Annotated in this window: 17 protein-coding genes and 1 pseudogene; 10 read left to right on the plus strand and 8 right to left on the minus strand. The window is 74.4% G+C overall.

Annotated features, from left to right (window positions below):
* Positions 1–202: 202 nt before the first annotated feature.
* A complete protein-coding gene (locus ACIP60_RS34210) occupies positions 203–1,120 on the minus strand; it encodes a GNAT family N-acetyltransferase (protein WP_400692307.1) in 918 nt (305 codons plus the stop codon).
* 200 nt (positions 1,121–1,320) lie between these two features.
* On the opposite strand from ACIP60_RS34210, the pseudogene ACIP60_RS34215 reads away from it, so the two are divergent.
* The 3 genes and pseudogenes from ACIP60_RS34215 (at position 1,321) to ACIP60_RS34225 (ending at position 4,519) form a co-directional block, all read left to right on the plus strand.
* A pseudogene (locus ACIP60_RS34215) lies at positions 1,321–2,599 on the plus strand (DUF692 domain-containing protein).
* 34 nt (positions 2,600–2,633) lie between these two features.
* Positions 2,634–3,677: a TIGR04222 domain-containing membrane protein gene (locus ACIP60_RS34220; protein WP_400692310.1), complete on the plus strand. Its 1,044-nt coding sequence runs from the start codon at positions 2,634–2,636 to the stop codon at positions 3,675–3,677.
* A gap of 80 nt (positions 3,678–3,757) precedes the next feature.
* Positions 3,758–4,519 (plus strand): TIGR04222 domain-containing membrane protein, encoded by a 762-nt coding sequence (locus ACIP60_RS34225; protein WP_400692313.1) that lies wholly within the window; start codon positions 3,758–3,760, stop codon positions 4,517–4,519.
* Between the two features lie 53 nt (positions 4,520–4,572).
* On the opposite strand, the gene hemQ is transcribed toward ACIP60_RS34225, so the two are convergent.
* Both hemQ and hemG read right to left on the minus strand, forming a co-directional pair.
* Complete coding sequence (gene hemQ, locus ACIP60_RS34230; RefSeq protein ID WP_100840281.1) at positions 4,573–5,283, minus strand: hydrogen peroxide-dependent heme synthase; 711 nt, start codon at positions 5,281–5,283, stop codon at positions 4,573–4,575.
* Positions 5,280–6,683, minus strand: coding sequence for a protoporphyrinogen oxidase (gene hemG / locus ACIP60_RS34235; protein ID WP_400692317.1), 1,404 nt, complete (start codon positions 6,681–6,683; stop codon positions 5,280–5,282). Before hemG ends, hemQ begins: the two co-directional genes overlap by 4 nt.
* A 184-nt stretch (positions 6,684–6,867) precedes the next feature.
* Here hemG and ACIP60_RS34240 point away from each other — a divergent pair, with 184 nt between their 5' ends.
* Complete coding sequence (locus ACIP60_RS34240; protein WP_400692320.1) at positions 6,868–7,860, plus strand: DUF4349 domain-containing protein; 993 nt, start codon at positions 6,868–6,870, stop codon at positions 7,858–7,860.
* A 305-nt stretch (positions 7,861–8,165) separates the two neighbouring features.
* Here the strand turns inward: ACIP60_RS34240 and hemE are convergent, their stop codons facing one another.
* Positions 8,166–9,245 carry a uroporphyrinogen decarboxylase gene (gene hemE / locus ACIP60_RS34245; RefSeq protein WP_400692323.1) on the minus strand — a complete coding sequence of 360 codons (1,080 nt, stop codon included), beginning with the start codon at positions 9,243–9,245 and terminating at the stop codon, positions 8,166–8,168.
* Positions 9,246–9,430: 185 nt separating this feature from the next.
* On the opposite strand from hemE, the gene ACIP60_RS34250 reads away from it, so the two are divergent.
* From ACIP60_RS34250 to ACIP60_RS34275, 6 genes are all read left to right on the plus strand, one after another.
* Positions 9,431–10,084, plus strand: coding sequence for a DUF3000 domain-containing protein (locus tag ACIP60_RS34250; RefSeq protein ID WP_100840285.1), 654 nt, complete (start codon positions 9,431–9,433; stop codon positions 10,082–10,084).
* 407 nt (positions 10,085–10,491) lie between these two features.
* The gene (locus ACIP60_RS34255) at positions 10,492–11,232 is read left to right on the plus strand and encodes a response regulator transcription factor (RefSeq protein WP_100840286.1); all 741 of its coding nucleotides are present in this window, start codon (positions 10,492–10,494) and stop codon (positions 11,230–11,232) included.
* A gap of 302 nt (positions 11,233–11,534) precedes the next feature.
* Positions 11,535–12,773, plus strand: coding sequence for an HRDC domain-containing protein (locus ACIP60_RS34260; protein ID WP_400692327.1), 1,239 nt, complete (start codon positions 11,535–11,537; stop codon positions 12,771–12,773).
* Between the two features lie 174 nt (positions 12,774–12,947).
* Complete coding sequence (locus tag ACIP60_RS34265) at positions 12,948–14,165, plus strand: thiolase family protein (protein ID WP_400692330.1); 1,218 nt, start codon at positions 12,948–12,950, stop codon at positions 14,163–14,165.
* A 2-nt stretch (positions 14,166–14,167) separates the two neighbouring features.
* Entirely contained in the window at positions 14,168–16,294 is a 2,127-nt protein-coding gene (locus ACIP60_RS34270; protein ID WP_400692333.1) for a 3-hydroxyacyl-CoA dehydrogenase NAD-binding domain-containing protein, read from the plus strand.
* A 108-nt stretch (positions 16,295–16,402) separates the two neighbouring features.
* Complete coding sequence (locus ACIP60_RS34275; RefSeq protein ID WP_400692336.1) at positions 16,403–16,987, plus strand: alpha/beta hydrolase; 585 nt, start codon at positions 16,403–16,405, stop codon at positions 16,985–16,987.
* Positions 16,988–17,057: 70 nt separating this feature from the next.
* On the opposite strand, the gene ACIP60_RS34280 is transcribed toward ACIP60_RS34275, so the two are convergent.
* The 4 genes from ACIP60_RS34280 to ACIP60_RS34295 all read right to left on the minus strand — a co-directional run bounded on the left by ACIP60_RS34280 (position 17,058) and on the right by ACIP60_RS34295 (position 22,912).
* On the minus strand, positions 17,058–18,575 hold the full coding sequence (locus ACIP60_RS34280; RefSeq protein WP_400692339.1) for a glycosyltransferase family 39 protein: 1,518 nt from the start codon (positions 18,573–18,575) through the stop codon (positions 17,058–17,060).
* Positions 18,576–18,761: 186 nt separating this feature from the next.
* Complete coding sequence (gene dxs, locus ACIP60_RS34285; protein WP_400692342.1) at positions 18,762–20,663, minus strand: 1-deoxy-D-xylulose-5-phosphate synthase; 1,902 nt, start codon at positions 20,661–20,663, stop codon at positions 18,762–18,764.
* 204 nt (positions 20,664–20,867) lie between these two features.
* Complete coding sequence (locus tag ACIP60_RS34290; RefSeq protein ID WP_400692344.1) at positions 20,868–22,127, minus strand: sugar ABC transporter permease; 1,260 nt, start codon at positions 22,125–22,127, stop codon at positions 20,868–20,870.
* Positions 22,124–22,912: an ATP-binding cassette domain-containing protein gene (locus ACIP60_RS34295; protein ID WP_199528041.1), complete on the minus strand. Its 789-nt coding sequence runs from the start codon at positions 22,910–22,912 to the stop codon at positions 22,124–22,126. Before ACIP60_RS34295 ends, ACIP60_RS34290 begins: the two co-directional genes overlap by 4 nt.
* Positions 22,913–22,921: the final 9 nt, after the last annotated feature.

Below are 22,921 nucleotides of genomic sequence, written 5' to 3' on the forward strand. Positions count from 1 at the left end.
GCTCCACATCCCCCAGCTTCACACCCGAAGAATGCCCACCAACAGGCAAGATCACCCAACGTAACGAAGCACTACTAGGCCCTGTCCGGTCGATCTTGTCGGATCGGCGCGCGGCGTCTCGGGGGCCCGGCAAGATCGGCCGGACCGGGCCTAGCGGGCGGCGCCCAGGGGCGCTCGGCGCCCGCGCCCCCGGGCGCCGCGGTCACCGCCCGAGCGCCTTGGTGTGCTTCCACTCCGTCGCGCAGGCGCGGTAGCCGAACCAGTCGTTGATGGCGAGCATCGGGGCGTTGTCCGCGTCGTTCTGGGTGTACGCGGCGGTGAGGCCGCGGGCCTTGGCGCGGTGCAGGGAGTGCGCCTTGGCGAGTTTGGCCAGGCCGCGGCCGCGGTGGGTGGAGCGGGTGGCGGTGAAGGAGGACCAGTAGGTGCGGTGGCCGTCGGTCTGGGCGGCGGAGAACGCGACCGGCTCGCCGTCGGCGAGGACGACCGCGGTGAGGGCGTGCTCCTGGTCGGGGCGCTGCCAGATCTCGGCGAGCCAGCTCTCGTAGGACTGGTCGTCGAGGACGAGGTCGCCCGGCTCGGCGCGGGTGCCGTCGATGTCGACCAGGTAGATCGGGTACGGGTCGGCCAGGAAGTCGGCGGCGGTGCGCAGTTCGACGCCGGGCGGGGTGGGCGGCAGCGCGGGCAGCGGGGCGGTGAGGTCGAGGCCGGAGAAGCGGCCGGCCCGGCCGCGCCGGTAGCCGCGGGCGGCGGCGAAGCCGAGCGCTTCGGGGGTGTCGTCGGCCCAGCCGTGGGCGTCCCGGGTGCCGAGGGCGGCGAGTTCCCGTTCGGCGGCGGTGAGCAGCGCGGTGCCGATGCCCGCGCCGCGGTGCTCGGGGAGCACGCTGACGTTGAGGAAGCCCTGGTGGGGGGTGGCGCTCTCGGCCACCGGGCCGAACCGGGCGGTGCCGACGACCCGGCCGCCCCGCTCGGCGACCAGCAGGTGGTAGTGCGGCAGGGCGGCCAGCCAGGCGGTGACTTCGGGAGTGGTGACCAGGTGCGGGCGGCCGGCCCGGTAGGCTTCGGCGGCCCCGACGGCGTCGGTGGAGGCGAACGGGCGGATGCGGTACGGCGAGGAAGTCATAGGCATGTCACGTTAGTCAGTCGTCCGTCCGTGCGCCGCCGAATTTCCCCCCACCCGCGCGGAAGTTCGGCCGGTGCGGCCGAACCTCAAGTTCAGCTCTGAGTTTCCGTTGTCCCGCTTGGCATCGGTGCCCGGCGGATACATCCTCGGCAACGGGGAGCCGGGCCTTCCGAAAGGCCCGCCGGAAAAGGGGGTGGAATATGTCTTCGTCCGGTATTCCACGATTGGGCACCGGCATCGGCTGGCGCCCGGAGATCGACACCGCGGTGGAGCGGCTGGACGGCCTCGACTGGGTCGAGGTGGTCGCGGAGAACGTCTGCGCCGAGCACCTGCCGCCCTCGCTGGCCGAGTTGCGCTCCCGCGGCGTCACGGTCGTCCCGCACGGCGTCTCGCTCGGCCTGGGGGACGCCGCCGAGCCGGACCCGGCCCGGCTGGCCCGGCTGGCGGGCGTCGCCGAGGCGCTCGGGTCGCCGCTGGTCAGCGAGCACCTGGCGTTCGTCCGGGCGGGCGGTCTGGAGGCCGGGCACCTGCTGCCGGTGCCGCGCACCCGGGCGGCGCTGCGGGTGGTGGCCGCCAACGTGCGGATCGCCCAGCGGGAGCTGCCGGTGCCGCTGGCGCTGGAGAACATCGCCGCCCACCTGGCCTGGCCGGGCGACGAGTTGACGGAGGCCCAGTTCCTCGCCGAGCTGGTCGAGCGCACCGGCGTCCGCCTGCTGGTGGACGTCGCCAACCTGCACACCAACCGGGTCAACCTGGGCGTCGACCCGGCCGCCGAACTGGACCGGTTGCCGCTGGAGGCCCTCGCCTACGTGCACGTGGCCGGCGGCGTCGAGCGCGACGGCGTCTGGCACGACACCCACACCCACCCCGTCACCGCGCCCGTGCTGGAGGTGCTGGCCGCGCTCTGCGAGCGGGCCGACCCGCCCGGGGTGCTGCTGGAGCGGGACGGCGCGTACCCGCCGCCCGCCGAACTGTCCGCCGAACTCGACGCCATCCGCCGCGTCCAGCGCCTGCACCGGAGGGAAGCCGCCCGTGTCTGAGCACCACGAATACCTGATCCGCGACCGCGCCGACGCCGAACTCGCCCTCGCCCGGGTCGAACTGGCGCACCGCCAGGAGGAGCTGCTGGCCGCCCTGACGGCCGGCGGCCCGGCCCCGGCCGGCTTCGACCCGGAGCAGCTGCGGGTCCAGGCCGCCGGCCTGCTCGCCAAGCGCCGGGAGACCGTCGGCCACCTGATGCCGGAGCTGCCCGACCTGCTCGGCCCGGACTTCGCCCCGCTGTTCGACCGCTACGCCGCCGTCCGCCCGCTCACCGGCGGCTACCGGGCCGACGCCCGGGCCTTCGCCGAGTGGGCCCTGGACGGCGCCCCCGCCGCCGCCGACTGGCAGCCCGCGCTGCGCCGCCTGCTGCGCCCCGCCGCCTCCCGGTGGAGCCGCCTGCTGCCGCGCCGCGACCGCACCGCCAAGGCGCACCCCTGACCGCTCCGCACCGCACAGAAAGGAACCACGGGGGATGTTGGACTTCCGGTTCTTCCTGGCGTTCGCCCTCGTCGCGTGCGCCGTCACCGTCTCCGCCGTCTTCAACCGGCGCAGCCGCCGGGTCACCGACGTACGGGGGCTGCCCGGGCGCGGCCTGCCCCTGCTGGACGCCGCCTTCCTGGCCGGCGGGCCCGCCCGGGTGGTCGACACCGCGCTGGTCCGGATGGAGCGCGAGGGCCGGTTGGTGATCTCCCGGGCCCACCGGGTCACCGTCACCTCCGACCGGACGTCCGACCCGGTCGAGCGGGTGCTGGTCACCGCCGTGGGCGGCCGGGCCGGGCGCGACCTGTCCGTGCTGCGCACCTCCGTGATGGGCAGCCCCGAGGTGCAGCGGATCGGCGACGGGCTCGCCGCCCGCGGCCTGCTGCGCAACCCGGCCGCGCTGCGGGCCGCCCGGCGGGCCCACCGGATGGTGCTGCCGGCGCTGCTGGTCGCGGTGGTGCTCGGCGCGGTCTCCACCGTGCGGTGGCTGAACGGGCCCTGGGAGTCCGCCGCTCCGGCGTTCGTCCCGTACTTCCCGCTCGTCCTGTTCACGGTGCTCGCCCTGGTCGTCAACCGCCCGCCGCGGAGCCGGATCACCCCGGCCGGCCTGCGCCAGTTGCAGCTGATGCGCGGCGGCAGCGCCTGGCGGCCCCGGGAGGTGGAGCGGGAGCACGCCCGGCTGGTCGGCGCGTTCGCCCTCGACGGCACCGCCGCGCTGAGCGGCTCCGCGCACCGGGCGCTGCGCGAGGCGCTCGACGGCACCGCCGCCGCCCCCGCCCGACCGGCGCGGGGTTCGCGGCGCGGCCGGGCGGGCGGCGGCACGGAGTACGCGGCCGGGGCGGGGGCCGGGGCCGGTGCGGGGGCGTGGTGCGGGACGTCCAGCGGCTCGTCCTGCGGGTCGTCCGGCCATTCGGGCGGTTCGCACCACTCCTGCGGGAGTTCGTCCTCGCACTCCTGCGGCGGCTCCTCGCACTCCTGCGGGTCGTCCAGCTCCTGCGGGTCCAGCTGCGGCGGGGGCGGGTGCGGTGGTTCCTGAGGCCCCGCCGAGTCACAGTTCGGTATCGCGGCGCGGGTACCCGTTCCGCTTCCGGCCCGCACAGGACTAGAACGAAGGGCATGTGGGTGTTGCTGCTGATCCCGTCCTGTGCCGCCGCGGTGCTCTCGTGCCTGCGCCTGGTGCGGGTCGCCGCGGTCGCGGACGCCCTCACCGGACGGGCCCCGCACCCCGCCCACCGGCCCTCCGGGGTCGGCCTCTACGAGACCGCGTACCTGGCCGGGGGCCCCGCCCGGGTGGTCGACCTGGCCCTGGTCCGGATGGCCGCGCTGGGCCGGCTGCACCTCGCGCACACCGGCTGGACCACCGTCGTCGACCCGCAGGGCCGGGGCCGCCTCGAACGGGCCCTGATCGGCGCGATCGGCCCCGAAGGCCAGTGCCGTACCGCCCAGTTGAAGGAGGCGCTGGCCACCCACCCCACCGTCCGCGACATCGGCGACCGGCTGGCGCTGGCGGGACTGGCGACGCCGGCGGTGGTCCGCGACCGCGCCCTGCGGGCGATCCGGCAGGTCCGCTACGCGCTGCTCGGGGCGGCCTCGATGCTGCTGCTGACCGTCCTGCTCACCGCGCCCGACGGCACCGCCGCCCGCACCGCGGTGGCCTGGTACGCGCTCCCGCTGGTCCTCACCGGCGGGACCCTGCTGATGGCCCGGGTCGACGTCCACGCCTACACCGCGTGGGCCGCGCCCGCCGGCCAGACCCTGCTGCGGGCCCTTCCCTGCCGCCACACCGTCGCCACCGACGACGACCTGCTCACCGCCGTCGCCATCTCCGGCCCCGCCGCCGTCCGGGACCCGCGGCTGCGCGCGGCCCTCGGCTCCTGACCCAGGGGGGGCAGGGGCCGGCCCGGCCGCGCGCGGCGGGGTGCGGCCGGGGCCTAGTAGAGGCCGGCCAGCAGGTCGGCGACCGGCTTGCGGCGGCCGGTGAAGAAGGGGACCTCCTCGCGGACGTGCAGGCGGGCCCGGGAGGGGCGCAGGTCGCGCATCAGGTCGACGATGCGGTGCAATTCGTCGGCCTCGAAGGCCAGCAGCCACTCGTAGTCGCCCAGGGCGAAGGAGGCGACGGTGTTGGCGCGCACGTCGGGGTAGCCGCGGGCCATCATGCCGTGCTCGGCGAGCATCGCGCGGCGCTCCTCGTCCGGGAGCAGGTACCACTCGTAGGAGCGGACGAAGGGGTAGACGCAGACGTACTCGCGGGGCCGCTCGTCGGCGAGGAACGCCGGGATGTGCGACTTGTTGAACTCGGCGGGGCGGTGCAGCGCCATGTTGGACCAGACCGGCTCCAGGTGGCGGCCGAGCCCGGTGCGGCGGAAGCGGTTGTACGCCTCCTGGAGGTCGTCGGAGTCCTCGGCGTGCCACCAGACCAGCAGGTCGGCGTCGGCGCGCAGGGCGGAGACGTCGTAGGTGCCGCGGACCACGACGTCCTTGGCGGCGAGCTGCTCGAAGAGGGCGTCGACCTCCGCGGCGAGGCCGGTGCGGTCCTCGGGGAGGGCGTCCTTGAGCTTGAACACCGACCACATGGTGTAGCGGATGACCTGGTTGAGGTCGCGGGCCTTCTTCTTCACGGGCTGCTCAGTGCTTTCGGTCATGGGCCCATTGTCCCTTCCGTGCGGGCGGCGCCGGTGCCGGGGGTGAGGTGCTCGGCGGCGCGCCGGGCACCGGCGATGACGGCGGGGACGCCGACGCCGTCGTACGCGGCGCCGCAGACCGCGATCGCGCCCAGGGCGTCGAGGCGGGCGCGGATCCGGGCGACCCGGTCGAGGTGGCCGACCGGGTACTGCGGGAGCCCGGCCCGCCAGCGGGTGACGGCGTGGTCGTACGGGGTGGCGCGCAGGCCGACGGCGGTGCGCAGGTCGGCGAGCGAGCGGGCGACGAGTTCGGCGTCGTCCAGGTCCAGGGCGGCGTCCTCGCGGTGGCGGCCGAGCGAGGTGCGCAGCAGGAAGGCGTCGGGGGCGGAGCGGGCCAGCCAGCCCCACTTGTTGCTGGAGAAGGTGGACGCCTTGATGCTGCGCCGGTCGACCGGCGGGACGAGGAAGCCGCTGCCGGTGAGCGGGCTGTCGGCCAGGTCGGCGCGGCGGAAGGCCAGGGTGACCAGGGCCATCGAGGCGTACTCGACCTGCCGGAGTTCGGCGGCGGCGCCGGGGGCGTCGGCGGCGAGCAGCGCGGCGGCCTGCGGGGCGGGGACGGCCAGCACCACGGCGTCGGCGGCGAGTTCGCGTCCGCCGGCGGTGATCCGCCAGCCGTCGGGGGTGCGGCGCAGGGCCTCGACGGGGTGGCCGGTGAGCAGGTCGGCGCCGCGGGCCCGGTCGTGGGCGGCGACCGCCTCGGGGAGGGTGCCGAGCCCGCCGTCCAGGCCCTGGAAGACCGGTCCGGTGGCGGTGGCGCGGCTGCTGAGTTCGCGGATGGCGGCGGTCAACGACCCCGGCTGGTGGGCGAGTTGCAGCAGCTGCGGGACGGCGGCGCGGATCGAGATCTCGTCGGCGTGCCCGGCGTACACGCCGCCGAGCAGCGGCTCGACCAGCCGGTCGACCACCTCGCGGCCGAGCCGGTCGGCGACGTAGCGGCCGATCGGGGCGTCCTCGCCGAGCGGGGCGGGCCGCTCCCGGCGGGCCCGCTCCAGGCCCTCGGGGGTGAGCACGCCGGACGCCTCCAGCGCGTCCAGGTCGCCGGGGACGCCCATGAGTTGGCCGCCGGGCAGCGGGCGCAGGCCCTCCCTGGTCCAGATCGCGGCCCTGGCGGTGGTGGGCGGCTCCAGCCGGTCGCCGAGGCCGACCCGGCGGGCCAGCTCGACGGCCTCGGGGCGGCGGGCGAGCACCGACTCGGCACCGAGGTCGACCCGGACGCCGCCGACCTCGCCGCCGCGCAGTTTCCCGCCGAAGCGCCCGGACGCCTCCAGCACGGTCACCCGCACCGCCGCGTCCCCGAGGAACGCCGCCGCGGCCAGGCCCGCGATCCCGCCACCGATCACCACGACGTGAGGTTTCGCCATGCCGACCAGTCTCCCAGCCCTTATCCGGATCGCCGGGATCGGCCCCGGAGCGCCCCGAGACCGGGGTGAGTCCACAGCGTGATCGTTCCGGTACCGTCGGTGCGGGTCCGCTCCCGGGGCCGCCGCGTCACAGTCTCGTGGGGGCGGGCGGACGGCCCGCCCCGGAACACGGGGAGGGAACCGAATGGACCTGCGGGTACGCAGAGCGGGCGCGGTCGGGGCGCTGGCCGCGGTGCTGCTGCTGGCCGGGTGCAGCGCGGGCGGCGACCACGCGTCGAGCTCGGCGGCCGTCGCCGACGCGAAGGGCGGCGCCCGGGCGCCGGGCGCGGCGGCGGCCACCCCCGGCAAGGGCGACGCCCCCGCCGGGGCCGGGGGCGCGGCCGGGACGGCGGCGGCGACCGCGGCCGCGGCGGACCGTCAGATCGCCTACCAGGCGAAGCTGACGCTCCGGGTGGAGGACGTCGGCGACGCGAGCGCCAAGGCCGTCGACCTGGTCACCCGGGCCGGCGGGTACGTCGCCGGGGAGGACCTGCGCGGCGGGACGGGCGACAGCACGCAGTCCACGCTGACGCTCAAGGTCCCGTCCGCGGCCTACCAGGCCACCCTGGACGGGCTCGGCGGGCTCGGCACCCGGCTCGGCCTCAGCAGCCAGGCCGAGGACCTCACCGCGCAGATCGCCGACACCGACAGCCGGGTCAAGTCCATGCAGGCCAGCGTGGACCGGGTGCGGGCGCTGATGGCGGACGCGAAGAGCCTGGCCGAGGTGGTGTCGCTGGAGAGCGAGCTGACCCGCCGCGAGTCCGACCTCGAATCGCTCCAGCACCAGCAGCAGCAGCTCGCCGCCCGCACCTCGCTCTCCACCGTGACCCTGGACCTGGTGACGGCCCGCCAGGCCGTCCGGGTCGAACCGGAGAAGAAGCAGACCGGCTTCTGGGCCTCCGTCGGCCACGCCCTCGCCGGCGGCTGGCACGCGCTGGTGGTCCTGGTCCGCGCCCTGCTCATGGTGCTGGCGGCCCTGGCCCCCTTCCTGCTGGTCCTGGCCCCGTTCGCCTGGCTGCTGCGCAGGCAGCTCCGCAAGCGCCCCCGGACCCCCCGCGGCCCGGTCCGGCACGCCCCGCACGCCCCGATGCCACCCGCCCCGCCCCGCCCGACGCACACCCCGGACGACGAGGAGTAACCGAGGAGCACCGGGCCACCACGGAGGCCGGGGAGCGGCGGGCCACGACCCGCCGCTCCCCGGCCTCCGGCCGTCAGAGCCGCTCCACCGCACGCCCCTCGCCACCCGGACCGCGGCGAGGACCGCGCGGGGCACCGCCACCAGCGCCGCAGAGCGCGGCGGGGGCGCCCTCGTGGTGGCGGGCGGCGTTCACGGTGGGGAGAGCGGTGAGGGCGGGACGGCCCGGGGCTGCTCGAACGCGGAGACCCGCCGCCGCGTCCTGGCCGTCCCCGCCCGCCCGGACGGCGGGGAGCCGGCCGGGGGCCTCAGCGGGCGCTGGCCTCGTGGACGAAGGCGACCAGGCGGGTGAGGGCGTCCGGGTCCATGGTGGGCATGACGCCGTGGCCGAGGTTGAAGATGTGGTGGCTGCCGCCGAGGGCCTGGGCGGCGTGCAGGACCTCGCGGGCCTTGGTCTCGACCACGTGGGTGGGGGCGTAGAGGACGGCGGGGTCGAGGTTGCCCTGCAGGCCCTTGCCGGGGCCGACCCGGTTGGCGGCCTCGTCGAGCGGGACGCGCCAGTCGACGCCGACGATGTCCGCGCCGGCCTGGCCCATCAGGCCGAGGAGTTCGCCGGTGTTGACGCCGAAGTGGATCCGCGGGACGCCGTAGGGCTCGACCGCGTCGAAGACCTTGGTGCTGGCGGGCAGCACCGAGCGGCGGTACTCGTCGGGGGCGAGCGCGCCGGCCCAGGAGTCGAAGAGCTGGACCGCCGAGGCCCCGGCCTCGATCTGGATCTTCAGGAAGGCGGAGGTGATCCGGGCGAGCCGGTCGACCAGTTCGGCCCACACCTCGGGGGCGCCGTACATCATCGCCTTGGTGTTCTCGTACGACTTCGAGGGCCCGCCCTCGACCAGGTAGCTGGCCAGCGTGAAGGGGGCGCCGGCGAAGCCGATCAGCGGGGTGGCGCCGAGTTCGGCGACCAGCAGGCCGACCGCCTCGGTGATGTAGGGCATGTCGTCGGGCTCCAGCGGGCGCAGCCGCCGGAGGTCGGTCGCGGTGCGGATCGGGTCGGCGATGACCGGGCCGACGCCGCCCTTGATCTCGACGTCGATGCCGACCGCCTTGAGCGGGACGACGATGTCGGAGAAGAAGATGGCCGCGTCCACCTTGTGCCGGCGCACCGGCTGGAGGGTGATCTCCTTGACCAGGTCGGGCCGCATGCAGGCGTCGAGCATCGGGACGCCCTCGCGGACCTTCAGGTACTCGGGCAGCGAGCGGCCGGCCTGCCGCATGAACCAGACGGGGGTGTGCGGCACCGGCTCGTTGCGGGCGGCGCGCAGGAAGACGGAGTCGTACGCGGCGCCGCGGGGCCGCTGACCGGACTGGGCTGCGGGAGTCTCACTCACGGGTCACATCCTCGCACGCGGCCGGTGGGCCCCCGCCCGGACGGACCGCCCGGGCAGGCAAAACGGACACCTCGGGCGGTGGCCGCCGGGGCGGTGCGCACGGCCCGCCCGGTTTCCGGGTTTTCGGCACGCCGGAGGCACGAAAGTGCTCGGCTTGCGGGTCCGCGCCGCCTAGGCTTCCGGTCATGGCAGCGGTCGGCGGGCAATCCGCGCAGGGTGGAGGAACGGGCAGGGAGTCGGCGCCGATCGAGTTCCGCGACGCGGTCGAGGCGCTGACCGGGGCGCGGCTGCGCCCCGAGGTGCGGCTGTCCCCGCAGCCCGCCCCCCGCCGGCTGGCCCCGCACGCCTTCGCGCTCTCCGCCTCGGTGGAGGTGGACGGCGAGGAGCTGGCGGACGGCACCCTGGTGCTGCTGCACGACCCGGCCGCGCCGGAGGCGTGGAACGGCGACTTCCGGGTGGTGACCATGACCCGGGCCGACCTGGAGCCGGAGATGGCGGGCGACCCGCTGCTGTCCGAGGTCGGCTGGAGCTGGCTGCTGGACGCACTACAGGCGCAGGCCGCCGGGTACGCCGAGCCGTCCGGCACGGTGACCAGGTGCCACTCCCAGTACTTCGGCGCGCTGGCCGAGCGCGGCGCGTCCACCGAGATCGAGCTGCGGGCGTCCTGGACGCCGGCCGACCGCCGCTTCGAGCGGCACCTGGCCGCCTGGGCGGACCTGCTGTGCGTCTGCGCGGGGCTGCCGCCGTCCGCGCCCGCGCCGCTGGCGGCCGACGGGCCGGGCGGGCTCGGCGGCGTGGTGCCGATGCCGGCCCGCCGCCGGCCGCGCAACTCGCACTGACCGGCCGTCAGGCGTCCGGGCTCCCCGCGCGGCGGCCCGGCGGCGTCGCGCGGACGCCTCGGCAGGCACCCCGGCAGGCATCCCGGCAGACACCTCAGGGGGACAAGCCCGCGTCCCGGGAGCGGTGCCACCCGCAGGGCTGACGGAGTGTGACTTCCCCTCCACTCCGGGTCAATTACCTGCACGTTTGCGATCGTCGCGTCGCCGTTCCCGATCGAATGTGTGCGATTTCCAAGCATGTCGTACCGGTCACCTGCACGATTTGTCCGTATTGTTACTCACCAGATCGTGATCACCCGCTAAAGCCGGGCACGGTTGATGCCGAAGGTGTCAGTGACCCTTTCCAGACGCGGAACGCTCCGACCGCCCCCTCGGGGTTCGTCCGCCACTCCCCCCGGAGGCCTCAGGTGTCGGTCCTTCTCGAGCACCCCGCAAGCGTGGTCGCCTACCGCCCGACCAAGCCCACCGCCATGGTGGTCATCGCAGATCCCCGGGTCCGGAACACGGTGACCCGGCACCTATGGGCACTCGGTGTCCGCGACGTCATCGAGGTGTCCTCGATCGCCGAGGCCCGGCCCCGGGTCTCCACTCCGCGCGACATCTGCATCGCCGACGTGCACCTGCCGGACGGCTCCGGCCTGACCGTCCTCGCCGAGACCCGCGCCGCGGGCTGGCCCAACGGCCTGGCGCTGTCCGCCGCCGACGACATCGGCGCGGTCCGCTCGGCACTGGCCGGCGGCGTCAAGGGCTACGTGGTGACCGGCACCCGGACCAACATGCCGATGCCCGGCCGCCCCGGCCTGCCGATCGGCGCCGGCCTGGCCGGCCGGATGCGCCGCCCCGGCCTCCCCGGCCACCACCACCCCGGTGCGCCCGGCCACCACGGCGCCCCCGGCCAGCCCGGTGCCGCCCCCGGCGCTCCGGGTGCGCCCGGCGCCCAACCGTCCGCGTACCGCGAGCTGTCCGGCCGCGAGGTGGAGGTGCTGCGGCTGGTCGCCGAGGGCCAGTCGAACAAGGCGATCGGCGTGGCGATGGGCCTGTCCGCACTGACGGTGAAGAGCCACCTGGCGCGCATCGCCCGCAAGCTGGGCACCGGCGACCGGGCCGGCATGGTGGCGGTGGCCCTGCGCACCGGCATCATCCACTGACCCACATCGTCGCTGGTGGCGGCCCGGAGGAACGTTTCCTCCGGGCCGCCGCCGTTCGCCCTGCTGCTTCCCTGCCGCTTCCCCGCTACTTCCCCGCCGCTCTCCCGCCGCTCCCCCGCGCACCCCGGCGTGACAGCCCGTCAGCGGCCCCCCGCCGCGCCGCGGACATCCGGCGGGCACCCCGGCGCACCGGGACCGGGCGGCCCGGCGGCGGTCGGCCGCCCCCGGCTGGCATATGTCAGAACATGGTCCGACCAGTCAGACAACACTCCCGGCGGCGACACACGACGTACCCTTGGGGGGTGACCGACGCCGTAGCCTCCATCCCCGAAGAGACCGCCCCGGTACCGCTCCTCGAGCCCAGGGACGGACTCCCACCGGTGGTGGCGGACGAAGCGGCCCTCGCCGCCGTCGTCGAGGGCTTCCGCCGCGGCACCGGCCCGGTGGCCGTCGACGCCGAGCGCGCCTCCGGCTACCGCTACGGCCAGCGCGCCTACCTGATCCAGCTGCGCCGCGAGGGCGCGGGCACCGCGCTGATCGACCCGATCGCCTGCCCCGACCTGACCGGCCTGAACGCCGCGCTCGCCGACACCGAGTGGGTCGTGCACGCCGCCACCCAGGACCTGCCCTGCCTGTTCGAGGTGGGCATGCACCCGGGCCTGCTGTTCGACACCGAGCTGGCCGGCCGCCTCGCCGGGTTCCCCCGGGTCGGCCTGGGCCCGATGACCGAGAACGTGCTGGGCCTCTCGCTGGCCAAGGAGCACTCGGCGGTCGACTGGTCCACCCGCCCGCTGCCCGAACCCTGGCTGCGCTACGCGGCGCTGGACGTCGAGGTGCTGGTCGACCTGCGGGACGCGCTGGAGGCCGAGCTGGAGCAGCAGGGCAAACTCGACTGGGCCCACCAGGAGTTCGCCGCCCTGGCCGCCGCGCCCCCGCCGGCTCCCCGGGTCGACCCGTGGCGCCGCACCTCCCAGCTACACAAGGTCCGCCGCCGCCGGCAGCTGGCCGCCGTCCGCGAGATGTGGCTCACCCGGGACCGGATCGCCCGCGAGCGGGACGTCTCCCCCGGCCGGGTGCTGGCCGACGCCGCGATCGTGAACGCCGCGCTGGCGATGCCGGCCAACGCGCCCGCGCTGATCGCCGTCCAGGGCTTCGGGCCGCGGATCAACCGCCGCCAGCTGGAGCAGTGGCTGGCCGCGATCGAGCGCGCCCGCGAGATCCCGGAGTCCGCGCTGCCGCCCGCGACCGCCCCGCACGACGGGCCGCCGCCGCCGCGCGCCTGGGCCGAGAAGGACCCGGTCGCCGCGGCCCGGCTCAGCGGCGCCCGGGCCGCCGTCGCCGCCCTGGCCGAGCGGTACCACCTGCCCGCGGAGAACCTGATCACCCCCGACCTGGTCCGCCGGGTCTCCTGGGAGCCGCCGGCCCGCCCGGACGCCGACGCGGTCGCCGACGCGCTGCGCGCCCTGGGCGCCCGCGCCTGGCAGACCGAGCTGGTCGCCCCGGTCCTGGCGGAGGCGTTCCGGACCGCGGCGGAGGGCTGAGGCCGGTCCCCGGACCCCCGCCGGGGCGGGGGGACCGGCGGCGGGGAGGGGCGGGGCGGCGTGACCGCCCTCACGGTCCTTGCCGGGCGTTGTTACTCGTGGGTAGATTGGTGGGCGCAGCAGCGCCGATCCTGGGCGCGCTCATCGTCATGTCCCCCTGGGAGGAGAGCCCCCGTGCCTCGTACCGCGAGGGACGTCGTCTTCGTCGACGGCGTCCGCACCCCGTTCGGCAAGGCCGGCCCGAAGGGCATCTACCACGAGACCCGCGCCGACGACCTGGTCGTCAAGTGCATCCGTGAACTGGTGCGCCGCAACCCGAGCCTGCCCGTCGAGCGGATCGACGAGGTCGCCGTCGCCGCGACCACCCAGATCGGTGACCAGGGCCTGACCATCGGCCGCACCGCCGCGCTCCTCTCCGGCCTGCCGAAGTCCGTGCCGGGCTACGCGATCGACCGGATGTGCGCCGGCGCGATGACGGCCGTCACCACCACCGCGGGCGGCATCGCCTTCGGCGCCTACGACGTCGTGGTGGCCGGCGGCGTCGAGCACATGGGGCGGCACCCGATGGGCGAGGGCGTGGACCCGAACCCGCGGTTCGTCTCGGAGAAGCTGGTCGACGAGTCCGCCCTGTTCATGGGCATGACGGCGGAGAACCTGCACGACCGCTTCCCGCACCTCACCAAGGAGCGCTGCGACGCGTACGCGGTGCGCTCGCAGGAGAAGGCCGCGAAGGCGTACGCCAACGGCGACATCCAGCCGGACCTGGTGCCGATCGCGGTCCGCAACACCAACCCCGAGATCGGCGAGACCGGCTGGGGCCTGGCGACGACCGACGAGCCGATGCGCCCGGGCACCACGATGGAGTCGCTGGCCGGCCTGAAGACCCCGTTCCGCCCGCACGGCAACATCACCGCGGGCAACGCGGCCGGCCTGAACGACGGCGCCACCGCCTCGCTGCTGGCCGCCGAGGACGTGGCCCGCGAGCTGGGCCTGCCGGTCAAGATGCGCCTGGTGAGCTACGCCTTCGCGGGCGTCGAGCCCGAGGTGATGGGCATCGGCCCCGTCCCGGCGACCGAGAAGGCGCTGGCCAAGGCCGGCCTGACCATCGAGGACATCGGCGCGTTCGAGGTCAACGAGGCGTTCGCCGTGCAGGTGCTGGCCTTCCTGGACCACTACGGCATCGCGGACGACGACGAGCGGGTCAACCCGTACGGCGGCGCGATCGCGTTCGGCCACCCGCTGGCCTCCTCGGGCGTGCGCCTGATGACCCAGCTGGCCCGCCGCTTCGAGCAGCGTCCGGACGTCCGCTACGGCCTCACCACCATGTGCATCGGCTTCGGCATGGGCGGCACCGTCATCTGGGAGAACCCCCACTTCGAGGGTGGTAAGTGACCATGAGCACCACTGAACTGCTGCAGCGCGCCGCCGAACTGTTCCCCGGCGAGGTCGTCACCACCGCGCACGTGCGCCACCTGGACCTGCCGCTGCAGGCCGGCAAGCTGGCCCTGATCACCCTGGACAACGGCTTCGACCACACCAAGCCGACCACCTTCGGCCCGGGCTCGCTGGCCAAGCTCTCCGCGGCGCTGGACCAGGTCGAGGCGGAGGCCGCCGCGGGCGAGGTGGTCGCGGTCGCGATCACCGGCAAGCCGTTCATCTTCGCGGTCGGCGCCGACCTCAAGGGCGTCGAGATCCTCACCGAGCACTCCGACGCGCTGGCCATCGGCAAGGGCGGCCACGACGTCTTCAAGCGGATCGCCGCGCTGCCCGTCCCGTCCTTCGCGTACTACAACGGCGCGGCGATGGGCGGCGGCGTCGAGGTCGGCCTGCACTGCGGCTACCGCACCGTCAGCGCGGGCGTCCCGGCGTTCTCGCTGCCCGAGGTCTTCCTCGGCCTGGTGCCCGGCTGGGGCGGCTGCACCCTGCTGCCGAACCTGATCGGCCCCGCCAAGGCGGTCAAGGTCATCGTCGAGAACTCGATGGCGCAGAACAAGCAGCTCAAGGGCAAGGAGGTGTTCGAGCTCGGCATCGCGGACGCGATCTTCGAGCCGGCCGACTTCCTGGAGCAGTCGCTGCTGTGGACCGCCAAGGTGCTCAAGGGCGACGTGGTCGTCGAGCGCGAGGAGTTCGACCGCGGCAAGGCGTGGGACGACGCCGTGCTGTGGGGCCGCTGGGTCGCCGACGCCAAGGTGCACGGGGCCGCCCCGGCCGCGTACAAGGCGCTGGACATCATCCAGCAGGTCAAGGACGGCGACCTGCAGGCCGGCTTCGACGCGGAGGACGCCGCGCTCGCCGACCTGATCATGAGCGGCGAGCTGCGCGCCGGGCTGTACGCCTTCAACCTGGTGCAGCGCCGGGCCAAGCGGCCGTTCGGCGCGCCGGACAAGTCGCTGGCCCGCCCGGTCACCAAGGTCGGCGTGGTCGGCGCCGGCCTGATGGCCTCCCAGCTGGCGCTGCTGTTCGCGCGCCGGCTGGAGGTGCCGGTGGTGCTCACCGACATCGACCAGGCGCGGATCGACAAGGGCGTGGGCTACGTCCACGCCGAGGTCGACAAGCTGCTGGAGAAGGGCCGGATCGGCAAGGACAAGGCCAACAAGCTCAAGGGCCTGGTCTCCGGCCACCTCGACAAGGCCGTCGCGTTCGGCGACGCGGACTTCGTGATCGAGGCCGTGTTCGAGGAGATGGGCGTCAAGCAGAAGGTGTTCGCGGAGCTGGAGGCGGTGGTCTCGCCGACCACCGTGCTGGCCACCAACACCTCCTCGCTCTCGGTCACCGAGATGGCCTCCAAGCTCCAGCACCCGGAGCGCGTGGTCGGCTTCCACTTCTTCAACCCGGTCGCGATCCTCCCGCTGCTGGAGATCGTCCGGGCCGAGCGGACCGACGACGCCTCGCTGGCCACCGCGTTCGGGGTCGCCAGGAAGCTGAAGAAGACCGCGGTGCTCACCAAGGACGCCCCGGCGTTCGTGGTCAACCGCATCCTGACCCGCTTCATGGGCGAGATCCAGAACATCATCGACGAGGGCACCCCGTTCGAGACCGTCGAGGCCGCGGTGAAGCCGCTCGGCCTGCCGATGTCCCCGATCGCCCTGCTCGAACTGGTCGGCCCCGCGATCGCCCTGCATGTCTCCGAGACCCTGCACGGCGCGTTCCCGGACCGGTTCTCCGTCTCCGCGAACCTCGGCAAGGTGGTCGAGGCCGGCAAGCGCGGCTTCTACGTCTGGCAGGACGGCGCGCAGGTCCTCGACCCCGAGGTGCTGGCGCTGCTCTCCTTCGGCGACACCGTCCTCACCGAGGAGCAGGTGCGCGCCCGCGCGCTGGAGGCCGTCGCCCAGGAGATCGGCCTGATGCTGGACGAGGGCGTGGTCGGCGAGGCCCAGGACATCGACCTCTGCATGATCACCGGCGCCGGCTGGCCGTTCCACCTCGGCGGCATCACCCCGTACCTCGACCGCGAGGGCGTCTCCGAGCGCGTCAACGGCAAGAAGTTCCTGGCCCCCGGCCTGGCTTCGGTCCCCGCCTGACGCAGCCTCGACACCACGCCGCCGGGCGGCACCCCCTTCCACCGAACGGGGGTGCCGCCCGGCGGCGTTGCTATGCTGCGCTCTTTCACGCGACGAGGGGGTGCGGGCGTGCTCGTGCTGGTGCACGGCGGGCTGTGGGACGAGCCGGTGGACGCTGGGGTGTTCTGGGACCGGCCCGGGGTGACGGCGGGGCTGCGGGCGGCGGGGGCCGACGTGCTCGCACCCGACCGGGCGATGCGGGCCGGGAGCTGGGCGGCCGAGGCGGAGCACCTGGCGGCGGCGCTGCCGGACGGGCCGCAGGTCGTCCTGGTCGCGGGCTCCAACGGCTGCTCGGCGGCCCTCCGGCTGGCCCTGGCGGCCCCCGGACGGGTCCGGTCCCTGGTCCTGGCCTGGCCGGCCACGGCGGGCGACGAACGGCTGGACGCACTGATCCGGGCGGCCGTGCCGGAGGCGGCCGGGCTGCTGGCCGGCGGGGTGCTGCGCGGTGTCACCGACGCGGAACTGGCCGGGCTGCGGCTGCCGGTGGCGGTCCTGCCCGCGGCCCCGGAGAACCCCGTCCACCGGCGCCGCACGGCGGACGCGCTGCTGGCCCTGGTCCCCGGCGCGGTGGAGCTGCCCGGCTGCCCGGAGCCGCCGCACCCGGCCTTCCGCCCGGAACCGCTGATCGCCGCGCTGACCGGGTGGACCGGCTGAGCGGGCTCCCGCCGTCCGCCCGGAGCAGCCCGGCCTCCGGGCCGCCGGCGGAGCCCGTCGGCGGGGGCCGCTACCTCTTCTTGAGGCGGTAGATCACCGTGTCGCCGGTGACGCCGACGACCTCGTAGTAGGTGTCGAGCAGGCTGGCGATCCGGGGGACCTTGTCGGGCTGGTAGGGGGCGGTGCCGGAGTCGTCGACGAAGACCTCGGGGAGGCCGTTGGCGGAGATCTCGTGGTCGAAGGTCTGCCAGGCGTCGGAGACGGAGTACTCCTCGCCGACCTTCTCGCCGCCCTTGCCGCCGCTGAAGTTGGTGAGGAAGCCGGCGGTGAGGTAGCGGCTGGCGGGGCGGCGGTCGGCGAGCCAGTAGAGCTCGGGGTGCATGCCCCAGACCAGGACGGTGTCCTTGGGGGTGGTCTGGGCGGCGACGGCGGTGGCGACCTCGGTGGTCTGGGTGAGGCGCTGGCCGGGCCAGAAGACGGCGAGGCCCCAGAAGACGGTGCTGGCCAGGGTGCAGTAGGCGACCACGGGGCGCCAGGGGACGGCGGAGGTGGCGACCGCGCCGACGCCGAGCAGGACCAGCGGGGGCATCAGCTGGAGGTAGTAGTGGCCGAAGAAGTGGAAGCCGACCGAGACCGCGACGACGGAGGAGAGCAGCCAGACCCAGAGGTCGGCGGTGGAGCCGCGCTCGGGGCCGCGGGCGGGGACCGGGCGGCGCCGGCGGCGCAGCCACAGGCGGTGGGCGTAGGGCAGCAGGAAGGCGAGTCCGGCGCTCAGCAGGATCGCGGAGTTGCCCAGGGCGCGGCCGATCATCTGGGGCCAGTTGGAGCCGAGCACGGCGTAGTCGCCGGAGCCGGTGACGACCCAGAACAGGAAGCCCTTGGGCTTGGTGAGGATGGCGGCGACCAGCGCTATCGGCAGGGCGAAGCCGAAGCCGATCTTGGCGAGGGCCGGCGGCCAGGGGACGCCGCGGCGGCGGGTGTCCTGGAGCAGCATCCAGAGCACGGGGAGCATGACGGCGCCGCCGGTCTGCTTGGTGAGCGAGCAGAGCGCGACGGCGATGCCGGCGGCCAGCCAGCGGCGGCGCTCCGCGTAGCGGAAGGCGAGCACCATGGCGGGCAGCATGAAGACTTCGAAGGTGGCGGCCTGGGTGTCCTCCGGGGAGAGCCCGATGGAGACCAGCAGGTAGAGGACGCCGGCGTAGCGGCCGGCCCGGTCGCCCCAGCGGCCGCGGGCGGTGGAGGCGAGCAGGACGGCGGTGGCGAGGTGGGCGCCGATCGCCAGCAGGCGCAGCGGCCAGAGCGAGACGGAGCCGAAGAGCGCGAAGCAGGCTTCGTACAGCCAGGGCAGCAGCGGGGGCTTGCGGTCGACGACGGTGTCGTAGAGGACGCCGCCGTCGGCGAGCATCCGGGCCTGGGTGGCGAGGTAGCCCTCGTCGGGGCTCCACACGGGGCGGAGGAAGGAGGGCAGGTGGGTGACGGTGGCCAGGACCGCGAGCAGCGGGACCAGTCTGGTCCAGTACCCGGCCCGGACGTGCCCGTGGAGGCGGTCGGCGAGGGCGCGGGGGCGGCTCGTGGCGGTGTGGGGCACGGGTGACAACCTACCGGGCGCGAACGGGCGGAGGAGTGCCAGTCCAGGAATGAGTGTGACGGTCCGACAATAGCCGCACCGCCGGGGGCCGGCGCTGCGGCTCCCGGGCGGTGCGTCCACGGAGGTTGCGGTCGGCCCCGGCGGGGCGGCCGGCCCCGGGCGGAACGGGCCGCCCGGGCGGGGCGGTCAGCTCCGGGCGAAGGAGCGGGCGTCGACCAGGGCCGCGATCTTCTCGGCGATCGCCGGGGCGGTCAGCCCGATCTCCGCCATGATCTCGGCGCGCGAGGCGTGGTCGAGGAACTGCTGCGGGATGCCGAAGTCGCGCAGCGGGACGTCCACGTCGGCGTCGCGCAGCGCCTGGGCGATCGCCGAGCCGACGCCGCCGGCCCGGCCGTTGTCCTCGACGGTGACCACCAGGCGGTGCTGGGCGGCCAGGCCGGGCAGCGCGGCGTCCACCGGCTTGACCCAGCGCGGGTCGACCACGGTGCTGGTGACGCCGCGGGCGGCGAGCAGCTCGGCGGCCTCCAGGCAGACCGGGGCCATCGCGCCGACCGAGACGATCAGCACGTCGGCCGCCTCGTCCGCGGAGCTGCCCTCGTGGCGCCGGAGCACGTCCATGCCGCCGACCCGGCCGACGGCGGGCACCGACGGGCCGACGCTGCCCTTGGAGTAGCGGACCACGGTGGGGGCGTCGGTGACCTCGACGGCCTCGCGCAGCTGGAGCCGGACCTGCTCGGCGTCGCGCGGGGCGGCCAGCCGCAGGCCGGGGACGACCTGGAGGATCGACATGTCCCACATGCCGTTGTGCGAGGCGCCGTCGGTGCCGGTGACGCCGGCCCGGTCGAGCACGAAGGTGACGCCCAGCCGGTGCAGCGCGACGTCCATCAGGACCTGGTCGAAGGCCCGGTTCAGGAAGGTCGCGTAGACCGCGACGACCGGGTGCAGGCCGTTGGTGGCCAGGCCGGCGGCGCAGACCGCGGCGTGCTGCTCGGCGATGCCGACGTCGAAGATCCGGTCGGGGTACGCCTTGGCGAACGGGGCCAGGCCGACGGGGTGCAGCATCGCGGCGGTGATCGCCACGATGTCGCGGCGCTCGCGGCCGAGCGCGACCATCTCCTCGCCGAACACGGACGTCCAGTCCTTGCCGGCGGTCTTCACCGGCAGGCCGGTGTCGGGGTGGATCACGCCGACCGCGTGGAAGCGGTCCTCGTCGTTGTTCTCGGCGGCGTGGTAGCCGCGGCCCTTCTCGGTGATGCAGTGCACGATGACCGGGCCGCCGAAGCCGCGCGCCTTGGTGAAGGCGGACTCCAGGGCCTGCAGGTCGTGGCCGTCGATCGGGCCGATGTACTTGAGGCCGAGGTCCTCGAACATGCCCTGCGGGGCGATGAAGTCCTTGAGGCCCTTCTTGGCGCCGTGCAGTGTCTCGAACATCGCCTGGCCGACCACGGGGGTGCGCTGCAGCGCGTCCTTGCCCCAGGACAGGAAGCGCTCGTAGCCCTGGGTGGTGCGCAGCGTGGAGAGGTGGTTGGCGAGGCCGCCGATGGTCGGCGAGTAGGACCGCTCGTTGTCGTTGACGACGATGACGACCGGCAGGTCCCGGCTGTCGGCGATGTTGTTGAGCGCCTCCCAGGCCATGCCGCCGGTGAGCGCGCCGTCGCCGATCACGGCGACCACGGGGCGGTCCTTGTGGCCCTGGATCTTGTTGGCCTTGGCCAGGCCGTCGGCGTAGCCGAGGACGGTGGAGGCGTGCGAGTTCTCGATCACGTCGTGCTCGGACTCGGCCCGCGAGGGGTAGCCGGACAGGCCGCCCTTCATCTTGAGCCGGGAGAAGTCCTGGCGGCCGGTCAGCAGCTTGTGGACGTAGCTCTGGTGGCCGGTGTCGAAGAGGATGCGGTCGCGCGGGGAGTCGAAGACCCGGTGCATCGCGAGCGTCAGCTCGACCACGCCGAGGTTGGGGCCGAGGTGGCCGCCGGTCTTGGAGACCTCCTCCACCAGGAAGGCGCGGATCTCCTCGGCGAGCGCCGTCAGCTGCGCGGGCGTGAGTCGATCGAGATCGCGCGGTCCCCGAATGCGGGTCAGCAGGGCCACCCGTTCCTCCTCGTCCAAGTTCTCGCGCCCGCATGGGCCCGGAGGGCGTACGCCCCGCTCGAGTCTAATGTCCATTACCGGGGCGTAGTGCGGCGGGCGACCCGACCAGCTCTTCGGGTGGCCCCGGGCCGAACGCGCCGGACCGCGCGACCGGCCCCTGGTATGGGGGCGCCGGTCGCGCGGTCCGGGTGGTGGGGCCGGGGGTCAGCCGCGGCCGTGGGACTTCTGGGTGCGGCGGGAGACCGAGTCCAGGACCACCGCGGCGAGCAGCACCGCGCCGGTGATCATGTACTGGATGGCCTGCTGGGCGTGGATCATGTCCAGACCGGTGGTGATGGACTGGATGACCAGGATGCCGAGCAGCGCCGACCAGGTCTTGCCGCGGCCGCCGAAGAGGCTGGTGCCGCCGATGACGGCGGCGGCGATGGCGCTCATCAGCACGTTGCCGCTGCCCAGCGCCTTGTCCGCGGAGCCCTGCTGAGAGGCGATGAACAGGCCGCCGAGGCCGGCCAGGCCGGCCGAGATCATGAAGACCGAGATCCGGACCCAGGCGACGTTGATGCCCGCGCGGCGGGCCGCCTCGATGCCGCCGCCGACCGCGAAGATCTGGCGGCCGTAGGCGGTGCGGCGCAGCACGAAGTCGCCGAGCGCGACGATGCCGACGAAGATCACCAGCGGCAGCGGCAGGCCGCGGTCCTGGTTGAGCATGTAGGCGGCGACCAGCACCACGACGCCGATCACGCCGGTGCGCAGCGCGATCTCGCTGATCGGGCGGGCCGGCAGGTTGGCGGCGCTGCGGCGGCGGGAGTCGAGCAGCTGGCCGGCGGCGAACAGCACGATGGTGACGATCGCGAACAGCCAGGCCCAGATGACGTCGCCGTCGCCCAGGAAGTAGGTGTCCAGGTTGGCGACCACGCCGTCGATCGGGTTGTTGACGGTGCCGAGGTTGCCCAGCACGAGCATCTGCAGGCCGTTCCAGGCCAGCATGCCGGCCAGGGTGACCACGAACGCGGGGACGCCGATCTTGGCGAAGAAGTAGCCGTGCAGGGCGCCGATGGCGATCGCGGCGGCGATCGCCAGCACGATGGCGAGCCACTCGTTGAGGCCCTGGCGCACCGAGAGCACCGAGGTGATGGCGGCGGTGGCGCCGGCCACCGAGCCGAGCGAGAGGTCGATCTCGCCGAGCAGCAGCACGAACACCACGCCGACCGCGATCAGGCCGGGGCCCGCGATCCACTTGGTGATGTTGGTGAGGTTGTCGGCGTTGAGGAAGGTGCCGGTCTTGATCTGGAAGATCGCGGCGATCACGATCAGGCCGATGACCACCGGCAGCGAGCCGAGCTCGCCGCTGCGGATCTTGCGGACGAACTCGTCGAAGTAGCCGGCCAGTCCCTCCTTGCGGACCAGCAGGCGCGGGTCCACCGCGGGGGAGACGGGGGGCGTGGTGGGGGTCTCGGTGCTCACTTGGATTCCTCCGCGATTCGGGCCTGACGACGTGTCACCGCGTTGTCGGTGGCGCCGGTGATGGCGGAGATGATCTCCTCGTGCGAGGTGGTGGCCACCTCGAAGCTGCCGTTGTTGCGGCCCAGGCGGAGCACCGCGACGGTGTCCGCGACGGCCTTCACGTCGGCCATGTTGTGGCTGATCAGGATCACGCCGAGGCCGCGCTGGCGGAGCCGCTCGACCAGGTCCAGGACCTGGGCGGTCTGCTCGACGCCGAGGGCCGCGGTGGGCTCGTCCAGGATGACGATCTTGGGGTCGCCGACCAGGGCGCGGGCGATCGCGACCACCTGGCGCTGACCGCCGGAGAGCGAGGCGATCGGGATGCGGACGCTGGGGATGCGGATCGACAGGGTGTCGAGGAGCTCGCGCGCGCGCTTCTCCATCGCGACCTCGTCCAGGGTGCCGAAGCGCTTGATCTCGCGGCCGAGGAAGAGGTTGCCGACCACGTCGAGGTTGTCGCAGAGCGCGAGGTCCTGGTAGACGGTGGCGACGCCGAGCTGCTGGGCGTCCTGCGGGCGGTTGATGGCGACCGCCTTGCCCTCCCACTCGATGACGCCCTCGTCGATCGGGTGGACGCCCGCGATGGTCTTGACCAGGGTGGACTTACCGGCACCGTTGTCGCCGACCAGGGCGACGACCTCGCCCGCGTGGACCTCCAGATGCACGTCGGTGAGTGCCTGGACGGCACCGAAGCGCTTGGAGACCCCGCGCAACGCCAGTACGGGTGCGCCTGTCACGTGAACCAACTCCTTGAG

The sequence above is a fragment of the Kitasatospora sp. NPDC088783 genome, assembly GCF_044750705.1.
GTDB classification, from domain to species: domain Bacteria; phylum Actinomycetota; class Actinomycetes; order Streptomycetales; family Streptomycetaceae; genus Kitasatospora; species Kitasatospora fiedleri.

Coding starts and splice junctions, on each gene's coding strand:
- ACIP60_RS34240 (WP_400692320.1), top strand. CDS start 6,868: ATGGACCTGCGGGTACGCAGAGCGGGCGCGGTCGGGGCGCTGGCCGCG.
- ACIP60_RS34220 (WP_400692310.1), top strand. CDS start 2,634: ATGTTGGACTTCCGGTTCTTCCTGGCGTTCGCCCTCGTCGCGTGCGCC.
- hemQ (WP_100840281.1), bottom strand. CDS start 5,283: ATGACCGAAAGCACTGAGCAGCCCGTGAAGAAGAAGGCCCGCGACCTC.
- hemG (WP_400692317.1), bottom strand. CDS start 6,683: ATGGCGAAACCTCACGTCGTGGTGATCGGTGGCGGGATCGCGGGCCTG.
- ACIP60_RS34250 (WP_100840285.1), top strand. CDS start 9,431: ATGGCAGCGGTCGGCGGGCAATCCGCGCAGGGTGGAGGAACGGGCAGG.
- ACIP60_RS34210 (WP_400692307.1), bottom strand. CDS start 1,120: ATGACTTCCTCGCCGTACCGCATCCGCCCGTTCGCCTCCACCGACGCC.
- ACIP60_RS34225 (WP_400692313.1), top strand. CDS start 3,758: ATGTGGGTGTTGCTGCTGATCCCGTCCTGTGCCGCCGCGGTGCTCTCG.
- ACIP60_RS34270 (WP_400692333.1), top strand. CDS start 14,168: ATGAGCACCACTGAACTGCTGCAGCGCGCCGCCGAACTGTTCCCCGGC.